This is a genomic window from Mesorhizobium shangrilense (assembly GCF_040537815.1).
In the GTDB taxonomy this organism is placed as follows: Bacteria; Pseudomonadota; Alphaproteobacteria; order Rhizobiales; family Rhizobiaceae; genus Mesorhizobium; species Mesorhizobium shangrilense.
In genome coordinates this window covers 2,101,930-2,116,685 of sequence record NZ_JBEWSZ010000001.1, presented here as the reverse complement: position 1 = coordinate 2,116,685, position 14,756 = coordinate 2,101,930, and the positions used below count along the sequence as shown (strand labels likewise).

The 14,756-nt window shown below is 63.2% G+C and carries 11 protein-coding genes; 3 read left to right on the top strand and 8 right to left on the bottom strand.

Going from position 1 to position 14,756, the window contains the following annotated elements:
- Positions 1 to 94: 94 nt before the first annotated feature.
- The 7 genes from ABVQ20_RS10715 to efp all read right to left on the bottom strand — a co-directional run bounded on the left by ABVQ20_RS10715 (position 95) and on the right by efp (position 10,823).
- Positions 95 to 1,750, bottom strand: a complete 1,656-nt coding sequence (locus ABVQ20_RS10715; protein ID WP_354459466.1) for an ABC transporter substrate-binding protein — start codon at positions 1,748 to 1,750, stop codon at positions 95 to 97.
- Between the two features lie 165 nt (positions 1,751 to 1,915).
- Complete coding sequence (locus tag ABVQ20_RS10710) at positions 1,916 to 3,274, bottom strand: MmgE/PrpD family protein (protein ID WP_354459465.1); 1,359 nt, start codon at positions 3,272 to 3,274, stop codon at positions 1,916 to 1,918.
- Between the two features lie 21 nt (positions 3,275 to 3,295).
- Positions 3,296 to 4,975, bottom strand: a complete 1,680-nt coding sequence (locus ABVQ20_RS10705) for a thiamine pyrophosphate-dependent enzyme (RefSeq protein WP_354459464.1) — start codon at positions 4,973 to 4,975, stop codon at positions 3,296 to 3,298.
- Positions 4,976 to 5,079: 104 nt separating this feature from the next.
- Positions 5,080 to 5,979, bottom strand: coding sequence for a LysR substrate-binding domain-containing protein (locus ABVQ20_RS10700; RefSeq protein WP_354459463.1), 900 nt, complete (start codon positions 5,977 to 5,979; stop codon positions 5,080 to 5,082).
- A gap of 135 nt (positions 5,980 to 6,114) precedes the next feature.
- Positions 6,115 to 8,532, bottom strand: a complete 2,418-nt coding sequence (locus tag ABVQ20_RS10695) for an FAD-dependent oxidoreductase (RefSeq protein WP_354459462.1) — start codon at positions 8,530 to 8,532, stop codon at positions 6,115 to 6,117.
- Positions 8,533 to 8,581: 49 nt separating this feature from the next.
- A complete protein-coding gene (locus ABVQ20_RS10690) occupies positions 8,582 to 10,102 on the bottom strand; it encodes a trimethylamine methyltransferase family protein (RefSeq protein WP_354459461.1) in 1,521 nt (506 codons plus the stop codon).
- A 151-nt stretch (positions 10,103 to 10,253) separates the two neighbouring features.
- A complete protein-coding gene (gene efp, locus ABVQ20_RS10685; RefSeq protein ID WP_354459460.1) occupies positions 10,254 to 10,823 on the bottom strand; it encodes an elongation factor P in 570 nt (189 codons plus the stop codon).
- A 114-nt stretch (positions 10,824 to 10,937) separates the two neighbouring features.
- Here efp and epmA point away from each other — a divergent pair, with 114 nt between their 5' ends.
- Positions 10,938 to 11,984 (top strand): EF-P lysine aminoacylase EpmA, encoded by a 1,047-nt coding sequence (epmA, locus tag ABVQ20_RS10680; RefSeq protein ID WP_354459459.1) that lies wholly within the window; start codon positions 10,938 to 10,940, stop codon positions 11,982 to 11,984.
- A 40-nt stretch (positions 11,985 to 12,024) separates the two neighbouring features.
- On the opposite strand, the gene ABVQ20_RS10675 is transcribed toward epmA, so the two are convergent.
- A complete protein-coding gene (locus ABVQ20_RS10675; RefSeq protein WP_354459458.1) occupies positions 12,025 to 12,441 on the bottom strand; it encodes a VOC family protein in 417 nt (138 codons plus the stop codon).
- 172 nt (positions 12,442 to 12,613) lie between these two features.
- Between ABVQ20_RS10675 and ABVQ20_RS10670 the strand changes: the two genes are divergently transcribed.
- Complete coding sequence (locus ABVQ20_RS10670) at positions 12,614 to 13,957, top strand: TldD/PmbA family protein (protein ID WP_354459457.1); 1,344 nt, start codon at positions 12,614 to 12,616, stop codon at positions 13,955 to 13,957.
- A complete protein-coding gene (locus ABVQ20_RS10665; protein WP_354459456.1) occupies positions 13,944 to 14,753 on the top strand; it encodes a 3'(2'),5'-bisphosphate nucleotidase CysQ in 810 nt (269 codons plus the stop codon). Before ABVQ20_RS10670 ends, ABVQ20_RS10665 begins: the two co-directional genes overlap by 14 nt.
- Positions 14,754 to 14,756: the final 3 nt, after the last annotated feature.

Sequence of the window (14,756 nt, the reverse complement as noted above, 5' to 3'; positions counted from 1 at the left end):
GCTGTCCTCCGATAGCTGTGGATCACCCCGAAGTGACTTGAGAAATCAGGTCGGAAGACGGGCGTGCCGTATCCCGACCGTCGCATCATCTCGCTCAGGCGCTTTCGTCGAGCCAGACATTTTCGAAATTCTGTTCGAAGGTCGGGTGGATGCCGTAATTCTTCACCGACTTCGTCGAGTGGTTGTAGATCTTGCGCCAGTAGGGCTGGATGATGACGCCGGACCCCTGCAGGATCCCCTCGATATCGACCATCAGTTCGCGCCGCTTGTCGACATCGGCGACGGTCAGCGCCTTGGCGATCTTCTCATCGAGTTCCTTGTTGGAATAGGCGGATTCGTTCCACGATTCGCCGGTGCGATAGGCCAGCGCGATGACCTGCACACCAAGGGGACGCATGTTCCAATTGGTCATCGAGAACGGATATTTCGTCCAGTCGTTCCAGAAGGTGGACCCCGGCAGGACGGTGCGCTTGACCTTGAAGCCTGCCTCGCGGAGCTGGGCCGCGATCGAATCGGCGGTGTTCTTGTGCCAGTCCTGGTCGAGCCCGATCAATTCATGTTCGAAATCCATTTGGCCGGCCTCGGTCATCAGCGCCTTGGCCTTGGCGATGTCGCGGGACACTTTCGGCAGCGCGGCATATTCGGGATGGATGGCGCAGACGTGATGGTTTTCGCCCAGCGTGCCGGCATCGCCGTAGCCGAGCTTCAGAACCGTCGCATTGTCGACGGCAAGCTGGATGGCCTGGCGCACTTTCTGATCGTCATAGGGCTTGTTGTTGACATTGGTGCGCGCCACGATGGTGTTGGCGGTGACCACCTCGTGCTTGACCAGTCCCATCTTGTCGAGGATGCCGACATAATCAGCCGTGGTCTCGTAGTTGGTGTTGACCTCGCCGGATTCGAAGGCGCTGATCATCGCGTTGGCTTCGGTGCCGTAGTCGATGAATTCGATGCCGTCGAGATGGGCTTCGCCGCCCCACCATTTGCCGTTGACGCGGCGCTTCAGCACGACTTTCGAGCCGACATCGTAGGACACCAGTTCGAACGGTCCGGTGCCGATCGGATGGGCGACGAAATTGCTGCCCATCTTCTCGTAGTCGCGATGCACGATCAGGGCCGGATAGTCGGAGAAGCCGGCGATGATCGAGATGTCGGAGGCCGGCAGCTTCAGCTTGATGGTGAAGTCGTCGACCTTGGTGATCGCGCCGGCGAGCAGCTTGCCCGTCTTGGCATCGATCAACGCGCCCATGCGCGCCGCCATCGAATTGCCCGCCGCCGATTTGTCGCACCAGCGCGTCAGGTTGAAGACGACGTCGTCAGCGTTGAAATCGTCGCCATTGTTCCATTTGACGCCGTGCCGCACTTTCAGCGTGTATTCGGTGGCGTCGTCGTTGATGTCCCATCCTTCGAGCAGGATCGGCTTGAAGGTGAATTCGTTGGTGTATTTGACCAGGGGCTCGAGTGTCTGCCGGGTGACATTGGCCATTTCGGACCAGTCGTAGGTCCGAGGGTCCTTCTGCTCCTTGACGCTCGTCGCGACTTTCAGAATGCCGCCTTTCTTCGGTTCCCCGGCATGCGCCACGGCCGGTGCCGCGAGACCCAGCATCGCGTAAGCCGCGGCCGTCGTCGCGCCGAAAGCGCTGGCGATGGCCAGAAACTCACGGCGGTCTACCGCGCCGGCCCTGGCGCTCTCGGCCATCGCCGCGACGAAATCGGAAATGCGGCCGCCATCATTCTTGAACATTGTCATTGCGTTCTCCCACCGGTTTCAATCCCTGACGCGCTGTTGCTTTCAGCGGCTCTGTCGGCTCATCGTAGACATTGGCCGGAAGGATGGGATCGAAAAGGATTCAGCGCCGACTGAGAATAATTCCGTCAATTTCCTTGGTGGCGTTCGCCTGCACTGTGGCACGTGTCAGTGGTCCAGCGGTGCAACCGCCAGATCGATAAGCCGGCTAAGTCCCTTGCTGTCCAGGGTATCGAACGAGAGCGCCATCGCCTCCATCTCGTCGGCGCGCGCCCTGTCGACGAGGCCGTCGGTGAAGGTGGCATATTTCTGATGAAACTCGTCCGCGTTCATCGGATTGTCGCGGTCGCCTTTCGGCGTGCGCGGCTCCGACATGATCTCGCGCCCGTCCTTGAGGTAGAGGGTAACGTCGGCCCAGCGCTTGCCGACGCTGATGCGGGTGTAATGCTCGGTCTCGACCAGCACCGTGGCGTTGGAAATGCGGCGTATCTCCGCGTCATCCAGCACCTCCGGCAAAAGTTCCTTCGGGCCGATCGTGCCCCGCACGATCATTGTCGCCACAGGAAACGCGATCGAATAGGTCATCTCGTCCAGCGTCTTGGGATTATGGCCGGCAAGCCGCACCGCATAGTGGAAGGTCTGGATGCGCACCCGCGCGACATCCTTGCTGGAAAGCTTGTTGTCACGCATCAGGTCACGGACGGCATCGATCGATGGGTGTGCCCAGCGGCATACGGGATAGGGTTTGTAGGAGGTATCTTCGACGATGCGCCAGGCCTGTCCGAGATCGCGCCACCAGGGTTCGGCCGCGTCCCCCTCGGCAGTGATTGCAGGCGCGCCAGTGAAGCCGAGTTCGGCCATATAGGCGGCCATCACGCCCGATGGCGCGCCCCAGCCAACGCCGTCGCGCAGCATGGTCGGGAAATCGATGCAACGCATCATCTGGCTGCGCGGGCCATGGTATTCGGCAATGCCCGCGGCATGGCGCGTCTGCTCCTGGCTGAGCCGCAGCAGCCGCGAAACACCGGCGGCGACACCGACCGCGGTCCACGCCCCGGAAGTGTGGTAATCCGGCACGGTGCCATGCAAGGTCAGGCCGGCGCGATAGGAAATCTCGTAGGCGACGGTCAGCGCAACCATGAACTCCTTGCCGGAAAGCGGCTGTCCCGAGGCACGCAGCGAGTCGGCGATGCCGAGCAGTGCGGGAAACACCGCCGAACCGGCGTGGCCTTTGCAAGGGCTGGTGGAGTCATGTCCGTCGATGGAATCGATGGTGAAGGCGCCGGCAAACGCTGCTCCAACCGGACTGACCGGACGCCCGTCGAAGATCATCCGCGCAGCGCTGATTTCGGGTGACGAACGCCACAGCCGGTCGGCGATCTTCCTGGTGATCGACGACATCTCCGTCGTCGAGCCGACCGCCGCCACTCCCAGAATGTCGGCAAAACTGCGCCTGAGGATGGCGCGCACCTCTTCGGGAATGGCGTCATAGGTCAGGCTGTGGGCAAAGTCGGAAAACCGGATCATCTCTAAAACCTCCCTGCAATCTCAATAGGACAGACGCCGCCTGGGCGTTTGTCGATCAGTCAAGGTGGACACGGTCATGTTCGGACCGAGATGCTCCACGCCAACCTTGACGTGGATCACCGCGGCCTTGCCGCTCGCCAGCGCGCGTTCGAAGGCCGGCGCGAAATCGTCGGTCGTCTCCACCGTCTCGCCATGGCCGCCATAGCCGATCGCCACGGTGGCGAAGTCGGGATTGGTAAGACCGGTGCCGGAATTGCGGCCCGGATAAGCGCGCTCCTGGTGCATGCGGATGGTGCCGTAGGACTGGTTGTCAACGACGATGAAGATCGGGTCGAGTCCGTACTGGACGGCGGTCGCGAATTCCTGGCCGTTCATCAGGAAATCTCCGTCCCCGCCAATGTAGATGGCGGGCGCGTCGGGGTCGGCGATCTTGGCGGCAACCGCCGCGGGAACGCCAAAACCCATGGCGCCACAGACCGGCGCCAGCGCGCCGCGAAACCGCCGATAGCGGAAATGGATGTTGGGCCAGTCGGAAGCATTGCCGGCGCCCGTGGTCATGAAGGAATTGGCCGGCAACCGCTGGCTGAGGAAGCGCATCACCACGCCCATATCGACAGGGCCAGGCTGCGCCGCAAGGTCGAGCATGGCAAGGTAGCGCCGGCGTGCCGAGGCGCAAATTGCCCCACGCCTCGGATTGCCGCCGGACGGGGCTATAGCAGCCAGAGCGATTGCAAAGGCGCTGGGATCGGCCTGCACCAGAAGGTCCGCCTGATAGAGCCGGCCAAGCTCTTCCGCGCCCGGGTGCACATGCACCAACGGGCAGTGCGGCGTCGGCGCCGGGATCAGCGAGAATTTCAGTGTCGTGCCGTCACCCAGCCGGCTGCCGACGGCAAGGATGAGATCGGCCTCGCGGCAATAGTCGTTGGGCATCGGCGCGCCACCGAAACCAAGATTGCCGATGTAGTTCGGATGGTCGTTGGGAAACAGGCCCTGGCGGCGGAAACCAACGGCGACGGGAAGCCCCAAGGTTTCCGAGGCCTGGATGATGGCGTCGTGGCCGGCTTGCGTCCAGTTGGCGCCGCCAAGCAGCAGCAAGGGCCGCTTCGAGTTGGCCAGCATGGCTTCGACCCCGGCCATGTCGCAGGCCAATGGTGCGACAGGCGTTGCCATTGCCGGCTTCAGGTCGGGCGTGTCGCTTTCCGCCTTGAGCACATCTTCCGGCAACACCAGCACCACCGGTCCGGGGCGGCCGGACACCGCGGTTCGCCACGCCCGGTTCACATATTCGGGGATGCGCGACGGACGATCGACTTCCGCCACCCATTTGCTCATTGGGCCGAACACGCGGCGATAGTCGAGCTCCTGGAAAGCTTCACGATCGCGATGCGCGGACGCAATCTGGCCAACCAGAAGGATGAGCGGGGTCGATCCCTGATAGGCCGCATGCAGGCCGATCGCCGCATTCATTGCGCCCGGGCCTCGGGTGACGAAACAGACGCCGGGCTCGCCGATTGCGTCGGCGTAGGCCGCCGCCATGAAGCAGGCGCCGCCTTCCTGCCGACAGGTGACATAGCGGATGAGGCCGGCCTGTTCCCACAGCGCGTCGAGCGCGGTCAGATAGCTTTCACCGGGCACGCCGAAGACGGCCTTGCAGCTGTTTTGCAACAGCGCGCTTATGAGAATCTGACCACCGTTTCGCAAGATCGCCCCGCCTTTGGCGCGACCGTAGGGGCGCGTCGAAAGCGTCTCAATCGAATAAAATTTCGGTGCTGATGAATTGATTTCGGACCGGCGGCAAAAGCCGGTCAGTCGCTGCGAAGACCAGTGCTGAGCGACAGCAGCCAGGCCTTGAAATGCTTGACGCGGGCGAGCCCCGCCGAACGCTTGGGCGCGATGAAGTAGTAGGCACCGCCGGTTGGCACTTCGTCAGTGAAGGGCGCTATCAGCGAGCCTCGTTTCAACAGGGTATCGCCATAGGGCCGCCGGTTCATTGCCACGCCCATGCCTTCGCTGGCGGCAAGCAAGGCATGCGAGCGGGAATCGAACATCAGTTTCGGTGTCTGGTTCGCGCCCTGCACGCCCATTTTCTCGAACCAGAAATCCCACTCGTGCGGCACGTATTCGCAGCCGATCAGCCGCCGCCCGAGCAAATCCTCCGGCGTCTCGATCGGGCCGTTGTGGCGCAGATAGTCCGGCGACACGACGGGCGCGATGACCTCGTCGATCAGCTTCTCGCACATGTGTTCCGCGGGCGCCGTCATGGCGTAGCGGATGTCGATGTCTATGCTGGAACCGGAGAATTCGATGTCGTCCGGCTTGGTGATCAGCTTGACGCTAATCTCGGGGTTGGATGACAGGAAATCGTCCAGTTGCGGGATCAGCCACATCTGCGCCAGTGACTGGAAAAGATGGATGGTCAGGCCGCCATTCTTGGTGTCCTGCATTACCGACAGCGTGCTCGCCTCGATGCGGTCGAGCGCGTCGCCCAACCCCTCGAGATATTTCTCGCCGATCTCGGTGAGTTTCAGGCCGGTCTGCTCACGCAGGAAAAGCTTGGCACTGACGAAGGTCTCCAGCGATTTGATCTGATGGCTGACGGCGGAGCTTGAAATCAACAGCTCTTCGGCGGCATCGGCCAAGCTGCCAGCCCGCGCGGCAGCCTCGAAGGCCCGCAAGGCGGCAAAGGGAGGTAACCGCCTTGCCATGTTCGGAAGCTCCTCCACGCGCCGGAACCAACTGCTCCGACGCGGCACCTATAGGGGTTTTCACGAGGCGGTGGAAGATTTCGGTTTTGTGGGCCGGAACCTGTCCATCCCGACGGATGGTCTGGTCGAGCACCTTCACATCCGCATGCGTAACCCCTGAGGGTCGTAGCGCGGCCCGTCCGAAGCCGATGCGGCGCGACGCTTGCCATTGATCTCGACCTCGAAGCCCGCGCTGGCCTCGGCAACATGCGATTTGAGATAGCCGAGCGCCAGGCTTTCGTTGACCGCGTAGCCATAGGCGCCCGACGTGACATAACCGACATAGACATTGTCGCGAAACACCGGCTCGCCGCCGCTGCAATCGGCATCATCGGCATCGACGGCCAGCGTGACGAAGCGCTCGGTCGCACCTTGCGCGCGATGTCCGCGCGCCGCCTGTTCGCCGATGAAGCCGGAGCGTTTCCAATCGACGAACCGGTCCATGTCCGTCTCCATGACGGTGTAGTCCGGCGAGAGATCAAGGCCCCAGCTCTTGAAGGCTTTTTCGATCCGCAGGCTGGCCAGCGCCCGGCTGCCGGCCGGCACAAGGCCAAGGTCGGCGCCTGCTCGCAACAGTGCGTCGTAGAGGCCGGCCTGATACATGGCCGGCGTGTAGATCTCATAGCCGAGCTCGCCCGAAAACGAGACCCGGAGCACAATCGCGTCGGTGGCTCCCTCGATCTCCAGGCGTCTGACCGACAGGAACGGAAACGCCTCGCTGGAGACGTCACCATGCGTCACGCTGGCCAGGATCTTTCGCGCGTTCGGCCCAGCCAGCATCAGTCCGCTCCAGCTGTCGGACAGGTTCTCGACCGAAATACCCGGCGTCCTGTGCGCATCGAACCAGCGCATGTGCTGTCCCTGCATGGTGCCGGCGCCGAGCAGCAGGTAGCTGCCGTCCTCGAGCCTCGACACGGTCAGGTCGCCGATCAGCCGGCCTTTTTCCGACAGCATCGGCGACAATGCGACAGTGCCGGATCGATCGGGGATCCGCCCGGCCAGCACCCATTTCAGCCAGCCGGATGCGGCGTCGCCAGAAATCCGGTATTTGGCGAAGGTCGATATCTCGAACAGGCCGGCAGCATTTCGCACCGCCCGGCATTCCTCGCCGACCGTCTTCCACCAGTTCTGCCGGGCATAGCCGAAGACGTCGCGTTGTTCGTCGCCAGGCCGCGCAAACCACAGCGGCTGCTCCCAGCCATTGTTGAAGCCGAAGACCGCGCCTCTGGCCTTCTGCGCGGCGTAAGCCGGGAATGTCCGCAGCGGCCGGCCAGCGGCGCATTCGAGATGGGGGTAAGGGCGCTCCTGGCGGTTCTCGTAATAATATTTGGTCCGCTCGAAGGTGAAGCGCTTGCCTGCCCAACGGCCGAAACGAGCGACGTCCCAGAAATTGACGTCCATCTCCGGCTCGCCGTCGACGATCCATTCCGAGATCACCTTGCCGATGCCAGCGCCCTGGTTCAGGCCGCTCATCACGCCGCAGGCGCAGAAGTAATTCTTCAGCTCCGGATGTGGCCCGAGCAAGGGCCCAAGGTCGGGTGAGAAGATCATCGGTCCGTTGATGACGCGCTTGATGCCGGCTTCGCCGAGGCAGGGCATGCGATCCATCGCCACTTCGAAATTACGGTCCATTCGGGCCAGGTCGTTGGGCAGCAACTCATGGCCGAAATCAAGCGGCGTGCCGTCGAAAGCCCAGTGATGACACCTGTTCTCATAGGCGCCGAGCAGGATGCCTTTGCCCTCCTGGCGTGAATAGTAGCCGGCTTCGCTTTCACCGATCGTCGGCAGTTCATGGTCCATCGCCTCGATCTCGGGAATTGCCTCGGTCACCAGATAATGATGCTCGACCGGAAGCAACGGCAGTTTTATCCCGGCCAGCGCGCCGACCTCGCGTGCCCATAGGCCGGCGGCGTTGACGACGAACTCGGCATGGATGGTGCCGCCTGGCGTCTCGACATCCCAGCCGCCATCGGCGCGAGGCGTCGTCGCGGTCACCGGCGTGTGGCGATGGATTTTCGCGCCGAGCTTGCGCGCCGCGGCGGCAAAGGCGTTGGTCGCCGACGACGGATCGACATGGCCCTTGATCGGTTCCCACAGCACCGCCTTGAGGCTCCTGGTGTCGAGGACCGGCGCACGCTCCCTGGCTTCCTCGAAGGTGATCCATTCCGCCTCGACGCCGTTGCGGCGTGCGCGGGCCCGGGCAATGGCCAGCGTGGTGACCTCGTCGTTCGAGGCAGCCAGATGCATGCCGCCGGTCGGGTGATAGCCGACGGCCTGGCCGCTTTCCCGCTCGATCTCCGGATAGAGATTGATCGTATAGACCTGAAGCCGCTGGGCGTTGGAGGGCCTGGTCAGCGAGAACAGATTGCCGGCGGCGTGCCAGGTCGAGCCGGACGTCAGTTCCGAGCGCTCCAGCAGCACCACGTCCTTCCAGCCCTTCTTGGCCAGATGATAGAGAATGGCGCAGCCGGTTATCCCACCGCCGATCACCACCACGCGGGCATGTGTATCCATTCCGTCAGAATTCCACTTTTCGATGTTTGCAAAAGGCTGAAAGCAGCATCTAGCGCAGGGCTTCGATCTCGATCTTGCGCCGTGCGACATAGTCCTCGAGCTGCTCGATCACCGCCGGGTCGATGGCCGGTGCTTCATATTCGTTGACCATCTGTTTCCAGATGCCATTGGCACGGCGGGCGGCGTCGGGGCTGCCCTTGTCCTGCCAGTTCTCGAAGTTCGACCAGTCCGAAACCAGCGGCTTGTAGAAGGCGTTTTCGTAGCGGGCGAGCGTATGCGCGGTGCCGAAGAAGTGGCCGCCGGGGCCGACCTCCTTGATCGAGTCCAGGCCGATCGTATCGGCGTTGACGGTGAGCGGCGTCATCCAGGCGCACATCATGCGGACCATCTCGATGTCGAGGATGAACTTCTCGTAGGAACCGACCAGGCCACCCTCCAGCCAGCCGGCGCCATGATTGAACACGCTGGCATGGCCAGTCAGCGCGCCCCACAAAGACATCATGGATTCATAAGCCGCCTGCGCGTCAGGCGCGTTCGAAGCGTTCACGTTTGACGAGCGCCATGGCAAGCCATAACGGCGCGCCATCTGGCCGGTGGCCTGCGCGCCGAGCGTGAATTCGGGCGTGCCGAAAGCCGGCGAGCCCGTTTTCATGTCGGCATTGCAGATGAAGCCGCCATAGATGTAGGGGCAACCTGGACGGATGATCTGGGTCAGCGCGCAGCAGGCCAGCGTCTCAGCATTCTGCATGACCAGCGCGCCGGCAACCGTCGCCGGCGCCATGGCGCCGGCCAGGCCGAAGGGCGTGACGCAGACGACCTGACCCAGCCGCGCATATTCGATGACGCCCTGCGCGATCTCGCCGTCGAGAACCAACGGCGTGTTGGTGTTGGTGTTGACGAAGAACACCGGGTTGGCGGCGAGGCTGTCTTCGTCCTCGCCATACCAGATCTTGGCCATCTCGATGGCATCGCGAGCGCGATGACGGCCGATGGTCAGGGGCTTCCACGGTTTGTCGGAAAGCTTGCAGCAGGCCAGGTAAAAATCGAGATAGCGGGTGTCGGCCGGCAGGTCCTGGGCCTCGACGCTGGTGCCGCCCTCGATCTGCAGCACGTCGGTCATATGCGTCATCTTCAGGAAGTTTTCCTGATCGCGAAACGTGCCGGCGCGGCGGCCATGATCGAGGTCGGAAACAAAGGGCGGGCCGCTGACGGCGGTAAAGGCGACCTGGCCTTGGCCCATGAAAAGCTTTTTTGCCGGATCGCGGCCACGCACGGTAACGACCGGCGGCGCCTTGGCGACCAGCGCCAGCAGACCCTCGCGATCGAAGACGACCCGCTCGGTGGCATGGTCGACGGCAAAGCCGGCGCTGGCGTAGAGCTTGCGCGTCTCCTCGTCCTGGATGCGCATGCCGACATCTTCGAGCACCGACATCGAGGCGTCGTGGATGGTTTCGACCTGCTCCGCGGTCAGCACCTCGATCGGAGCATGCGGATTGCGGAGCTGCAGCCACTCCCTGGAGAATTCCAGCCTGCCGTCGCGCACCCTGCGCACTCTGGCCGTCGTTCGCATGCCTGCCCCGCCGAGGTTTGATGTCAGGCGGTCAGTTGAGGAGCTTTGGCCATCAAGGGCAATTGAAAACGCTTCAGCCGGCAATGAGGCGATTTCGTCACCTCAGGTCGGTCTGCCGCGGGCCATCGACCGGAGGCAGCTACGAAGGACCTCAGTCCTTCGCGCGCTCGACATAGGCGCCGTCGGCGGTCATCACCACCACGCGGGTGCCGGGAGCGATGTGCGGCGGCACCAGCGTGCGCACGCCGTTGGAAAGCACGGCTGGCTTGTAGGACGACGAGGCCGTCTGTCCCTTGGTCGTCGGCTCGGTTTCCACCACTTCGAATGTAGCGCGTTGCGGCAGCACTAGTGAAATGGCAATGCCATTGAACTGTGACACCTGCACGGCCATGCCTTCCAGGAGGTAAGGCGCCATGTCGCCGACCACGGCTTCCGACACCGCCACCTGATCGTAGCTTTCCGGGTTCATGAAATGAAAACCTTCGGCGTCGTGGTAGAGGAAAGTGTGCTCGCGCTCTTCCACATAGGCGCGCTCCACCTGCTCGGTGGTGCGGTAGCGTTCCGAAACCTTCACCCCATCACTAATGCGGCGCATGTCCAGCTGCGTCACCGGCGTGCCCTTGCCTGGGTGGATGTTTTCGGCAAAGAGGATCACATAAAGCTTGCCGTCCTTGTCGACGACATTGCCTTTGCGGAGCGAACTGGCGATAACCTTCACCACGGCTTTACATCCTGAAATCGTTGATTGTCATAATCGGCTGCGAGAGCCGTCCTGTGTGCGCCGTAGCGCATCTTGGGCGATCCCGCCAGCCCAATTCACAATTGGTATAGTCCCATGACCGACGCTTCGCCCTGGTGGACGCCTCATGTTCACGCCGACCGACGCCCACGACTGATGTTGCGCAACGGCATTGCCGCCAGCCTGCGCGACTGGTTTTCACGCCGCGATTTTGTCGAGGTGGAGACTGCCGCCTTGCAGATATCGCCTGGCAACGAAGCGCATCTGGCGGCCTTCGCTACTGAGGCCATAGGGTCGGACGGGATGCGCTCACCGCTTTATCTGCACACGTCGCCGGAATTCGCCTGCAAGAAGCTGCTCGCCGCCGGCGAGCCACGGATCTTCAGCTTTGGGCCGGTGTACCGCAACCGTGAGCGCGGCCCTCTGCACCATCCTGAATTCACCATGCTCGAATGGTACCGGGTGGGCGAGAGCTACGAGAGCCTGATGCTGGATTGTGCCGCCCTGCTGGCGCTTGCCGCGGAGCGGGCAGGGGCCAGGCGCTTCAGCTTCCGTGGCCGCGACTGTGATCCTTTCGCCGAGCCGGAACGGCTGACCGTCGCCGACGCCTTCACGCGCCATGCCGGCATCGACCTGCTTGCCACCATCGCTACCGACGGCAGCACCGATCGCGAGGCCTTGTACGACGCCTTGAACCGGGCCGGGCTGCGAACCGCGCCCGATGACAATTGGGCGGACCTGTTCAGCCGGGTCATGGTGGAGAAGGTCGAGCCGGCGCTCGGGCTGGGTCGCGCCACCATCCTTTGCGAATATCCGGTCGCCGAAGCAGCCCTTGCCCGCCCAAGCGCTGGCGATCCGCGTGTTGCCGAGCGTTTCGAGCTGTATGGCTGCGGTGTCGAGCTTGCCAACGGCTTTGGCGAACTGACCGATCCGGAAGAACAGCGCCGGCGATTCGTCATCGAGATGGACGAGAAGCAGCGCATCTATGGCGAGCGCTATCCGATCGACGAGGATTTTCTCGCGGCACTTGCCATCATGCCGCAGGCAAGCGGCATTGCGCTCGGCTTCGACAGGCTGGTGATGCTCGCCACCGGCGCGCAAAAAATCGAAGATGTGATCTGGACGCCGGTCGCAGCTATGTGAAGGGGTCCGGCCGTGCGTTGCCCAGCCTGTTCGCGACAGTTCAGTGCGCGAAAATCTGTTCGAGCGAGCGGAAACCCTTGAATTCCAGTGCATTGCCCGAGGGGTCGCGGATGAACAGTGTCGCCTGTTCGCCCGGCTCGCCCTTGAAACGCACCATCGGCCGCTCCAGCCAGTCAACATCGTCACGAGCTTCGAGCCGTGCGGCGAGGCGCTCCCATTCATCCATCAGCAGCACCGCGCCGAAATGCGGGATCGGCACGACAATGCCGTCGACCTTGCCGTCGCTGGCGGCCTGAGATGCCTGCGGCCGCAGATGCGCCGACATCTGATGGCCGAAAAGATCGAAATCGACCCAGGTCGCCGAGGAGCGGCCAATCGCGCATCCCAGCACGTCGCCATAGAAAGCGCGTGTTTCATCGAGATCACGGACCGGAAAGGCGAGGTGGAAGGGGGTCAAGGCGTGTGCTCCGAGCAGTCTGTCAACAGGGCGGCGATACTTGGGCCCAGTCGTGGTCGGTGGAGCGAAGCATCTTGATTACCGCTTCTCCCATTGCACAAGCCGGACCGGAACAATAGATGGTGCAGCAGCGGGCCGCACCCGAAGCAGGCCGAAAAGCAGGATTATCAACATGACGAACACGCTCGACGCAGCAAAATTGACCGACCGCGTCGCGGCCCTGGTCGAGGCTGCCAAGCGAGCCGGCGCCGACGCCGCCGACGCGGTTGCAGTGCGCGGCCGCTCGACTGGCGTGTCGGTGCGCCTGGGCAAGGTCGAGGGTACGGAATCGTCCGAGAGCGAAGATGTTTCGCTGCGTGTCTTCGTCGGCAAGCGCGTGGCGAGCGTGTCGGCGACGGCCGCGTCCGATCCGAAAGCGCTTGCGGAACGCGCCGTGGCGATGGCCAAAGTGTCGCCGGAGGATTCCTATCAGGGCCTCGCTGACCAGGCACTGCTTGCCAAACGAACGCCTGATCTCGACCTGTTCGACGCCACCGAAGTCTCGGCCGACCGGCTTAAGGAAGACGCGCTTGCCGCGGAAGAAGCAGCGCTTGCCGTCAAGGGCATTACCAATTCCGCTGGCAGCGGGGCCAGCGCCGGGCTTGGCGGATTGGTTCTCGCCACTTCGCACGGCTTTCTTGGCCACTATGTCGCCTCTCGCTTTTCGCGCTCGGCCAGCGTTATCGCGGGCGAGGGCACCGGCATGGAGCGCGACTATGAATTCTCCTCGCGCCAGCATTTTTCCGATCTCGATGCGCCCCACGATATCGGCCGCAAGGCCGGTGAGCGCGCGGTGCGGCGGATAGGCGCGCGCAAGGCGGCGACCGGTCCGGTCAACGTGGTGTTCGACCCGCGCGTCGCGCGCGGCATTGCCGGACATCTGGCTGGCGCGATCAACGGCGCCTCGGTGGCGCGCAAGACCAGCTTTCTGCGCGACATGATGGGCAAGCAGGTGGCGGCTTCATCGATCACGGTTACCGACGAGCCGCTCCGGCGCCGGGGCCAGGCCTCGCGTCCGTTCGATGGCGAAGGCATCGAAGGCGAAAAACTGTTCATGGTCGAGAAGGGCGTGCTCAACCATTGGTTCCTGTCCACCTCGGCCGCGCGCGAGCTTGGCCTGGTCACCAACGGCCGTGGATCGCGCAATGGTTCATCTGTTTCGCCGTCATCGACCAATCTTGCCATCGAAGCTGGCGAACGGTCGCCGGAAGACCTGATCGCATCGCTCAAGACCGGCTTCTACGTCACGGAGGTGTTCGGCCAGGGCGTCGACATGGTGACTGGCGAATACAGCCGTGGCGCTTCCGGATTCTGGATCGAGAACGGCCAGCTCTCCTATCCGGTCGCCGAAGTGACCATCGCTTCCAACCTGAAGACGATGTTCCTCAACATGGTTCCGGCGAGCGATCTCGACCGCAATTTCGGCACCGCTGCACCCACACTCATGATCGAAGGCATGACCCTTGCCGGAGCTTGACCCGGTCATTTCAGCAGGGGTTGACGAGGACCTGTTGCTGCTGCGCGATGCCGCCCGCGAGGCTGGCGTCATCGCCTTGCGTTACTTCGGCAACAACCCGCAAGTGTGGATGAAGGGCGGCACCTCGCCGGTCAGCGAAGCCGACCACGCCGCCGACGCCTATCTGCGCGAAACGCTTCTGGCCGCACGTCCCGACTATGGCTGGCTCTCCGAGGAGACCGCCGATGATCCGGCACGGCTGTCCGCGCGCCGCACCTTCGTCGTCGATCCCATAGATGGCACGCGCGGCTTCCTCGAAGGCCAGCGAACATGGTGCGTCAGCGTCGCTGTGGTTGAGAATGGTCGCACGCTTGCCGGCGTGCTGGAATGCCCCGCAATGGACGAAACCTACTGGGCGTTGCCCGGCGAAGGCGCGTTCAAGAACGGAAGGCGGATCGGTGTTCGCAAACCGGGACAGATGGCGGAGATTGCCGGCCCCAAGCCGATGGTCGACTTGATGCCGGCTGACTGGCAGTCTCGGTTGAAGCGGGCTCCCTATAGCCCGTCGCTTGCCTACCGGCTGGCGATGATCGCCGACGGCACGCTGGATGCGACCTTCGTCAAGCCGAACGCGCATGACTGGGACATTGCCGCCGCCGATCTCATCCTTCGCGAAGCCGGCGGCCGATTGCTCGACCGGCATGGCCGCGCGCCTCTTTACGGTGGGGAAGTCATTCGCCATGGAGCGCTGGTTGCCGGCAGCGGGGAATTGCTCGATGTCATGGCCGGGCTGATCGCTGGGCTTGACGAACCATGATGC

What these genes read in the sequence shown, in the direction of transcription:
- ABVQ20_RS10695 (WP_354459462.1), bottom strand. Translation starts at nt 8,532, where the DNA reads ATGGATACACATGCCCGCGTGGTGGTGATCGGCGGTGGGATAACCGGC.
- ABVQ20_RS10700 (WP_354459463.1), bottom strand. Translation starts at nt 5,979, where the DNA reads ATGGCAAGGCGGTTACCTCCCTTTGCCGCCTTGCGGGCCTTCGAGGCT.
- ABVQ20_RS10710 (WP_354459465.1), bottom strand. Translation starts at nt 3,274, where the DNA reads ATGATCCGGTTTTCCGACTTTGCCCACAGCCTGACCTATGACGCCATT.
- ABVQ20_RS10690 (WP_354459461.1), bottom strand. Translation starts at nt 10,102, where the DNA reads ATGCGAACGACGGCCAGAGTGCGCAGGGTGCGCGACGGCAGGCTGGAA.
- epmA (WP_354459459.1), top strand. Translation starts at nt 10,938, where the DNA reads ATGACCGACGCTTCGCCCTGGTGGACGCCTCATGTTCACGCCGACCGA.
- ABVQ20_RS10670 (WP_354459457.1), top strand. Translation starts at nt 12,614, where the DNA reads ATGACGAACACGCTCGACGCAGCAAAATTGACCGACCGCGTCGCGGCC.
- ABVQ20_RS10715 (WP_354459466.1), bottom strand. Translation starts at nt 1,750, where the DNA reads ATGACAATGTTCAAGAATGATGGCGGCCGCATTTCCGATTTCGTCGCG.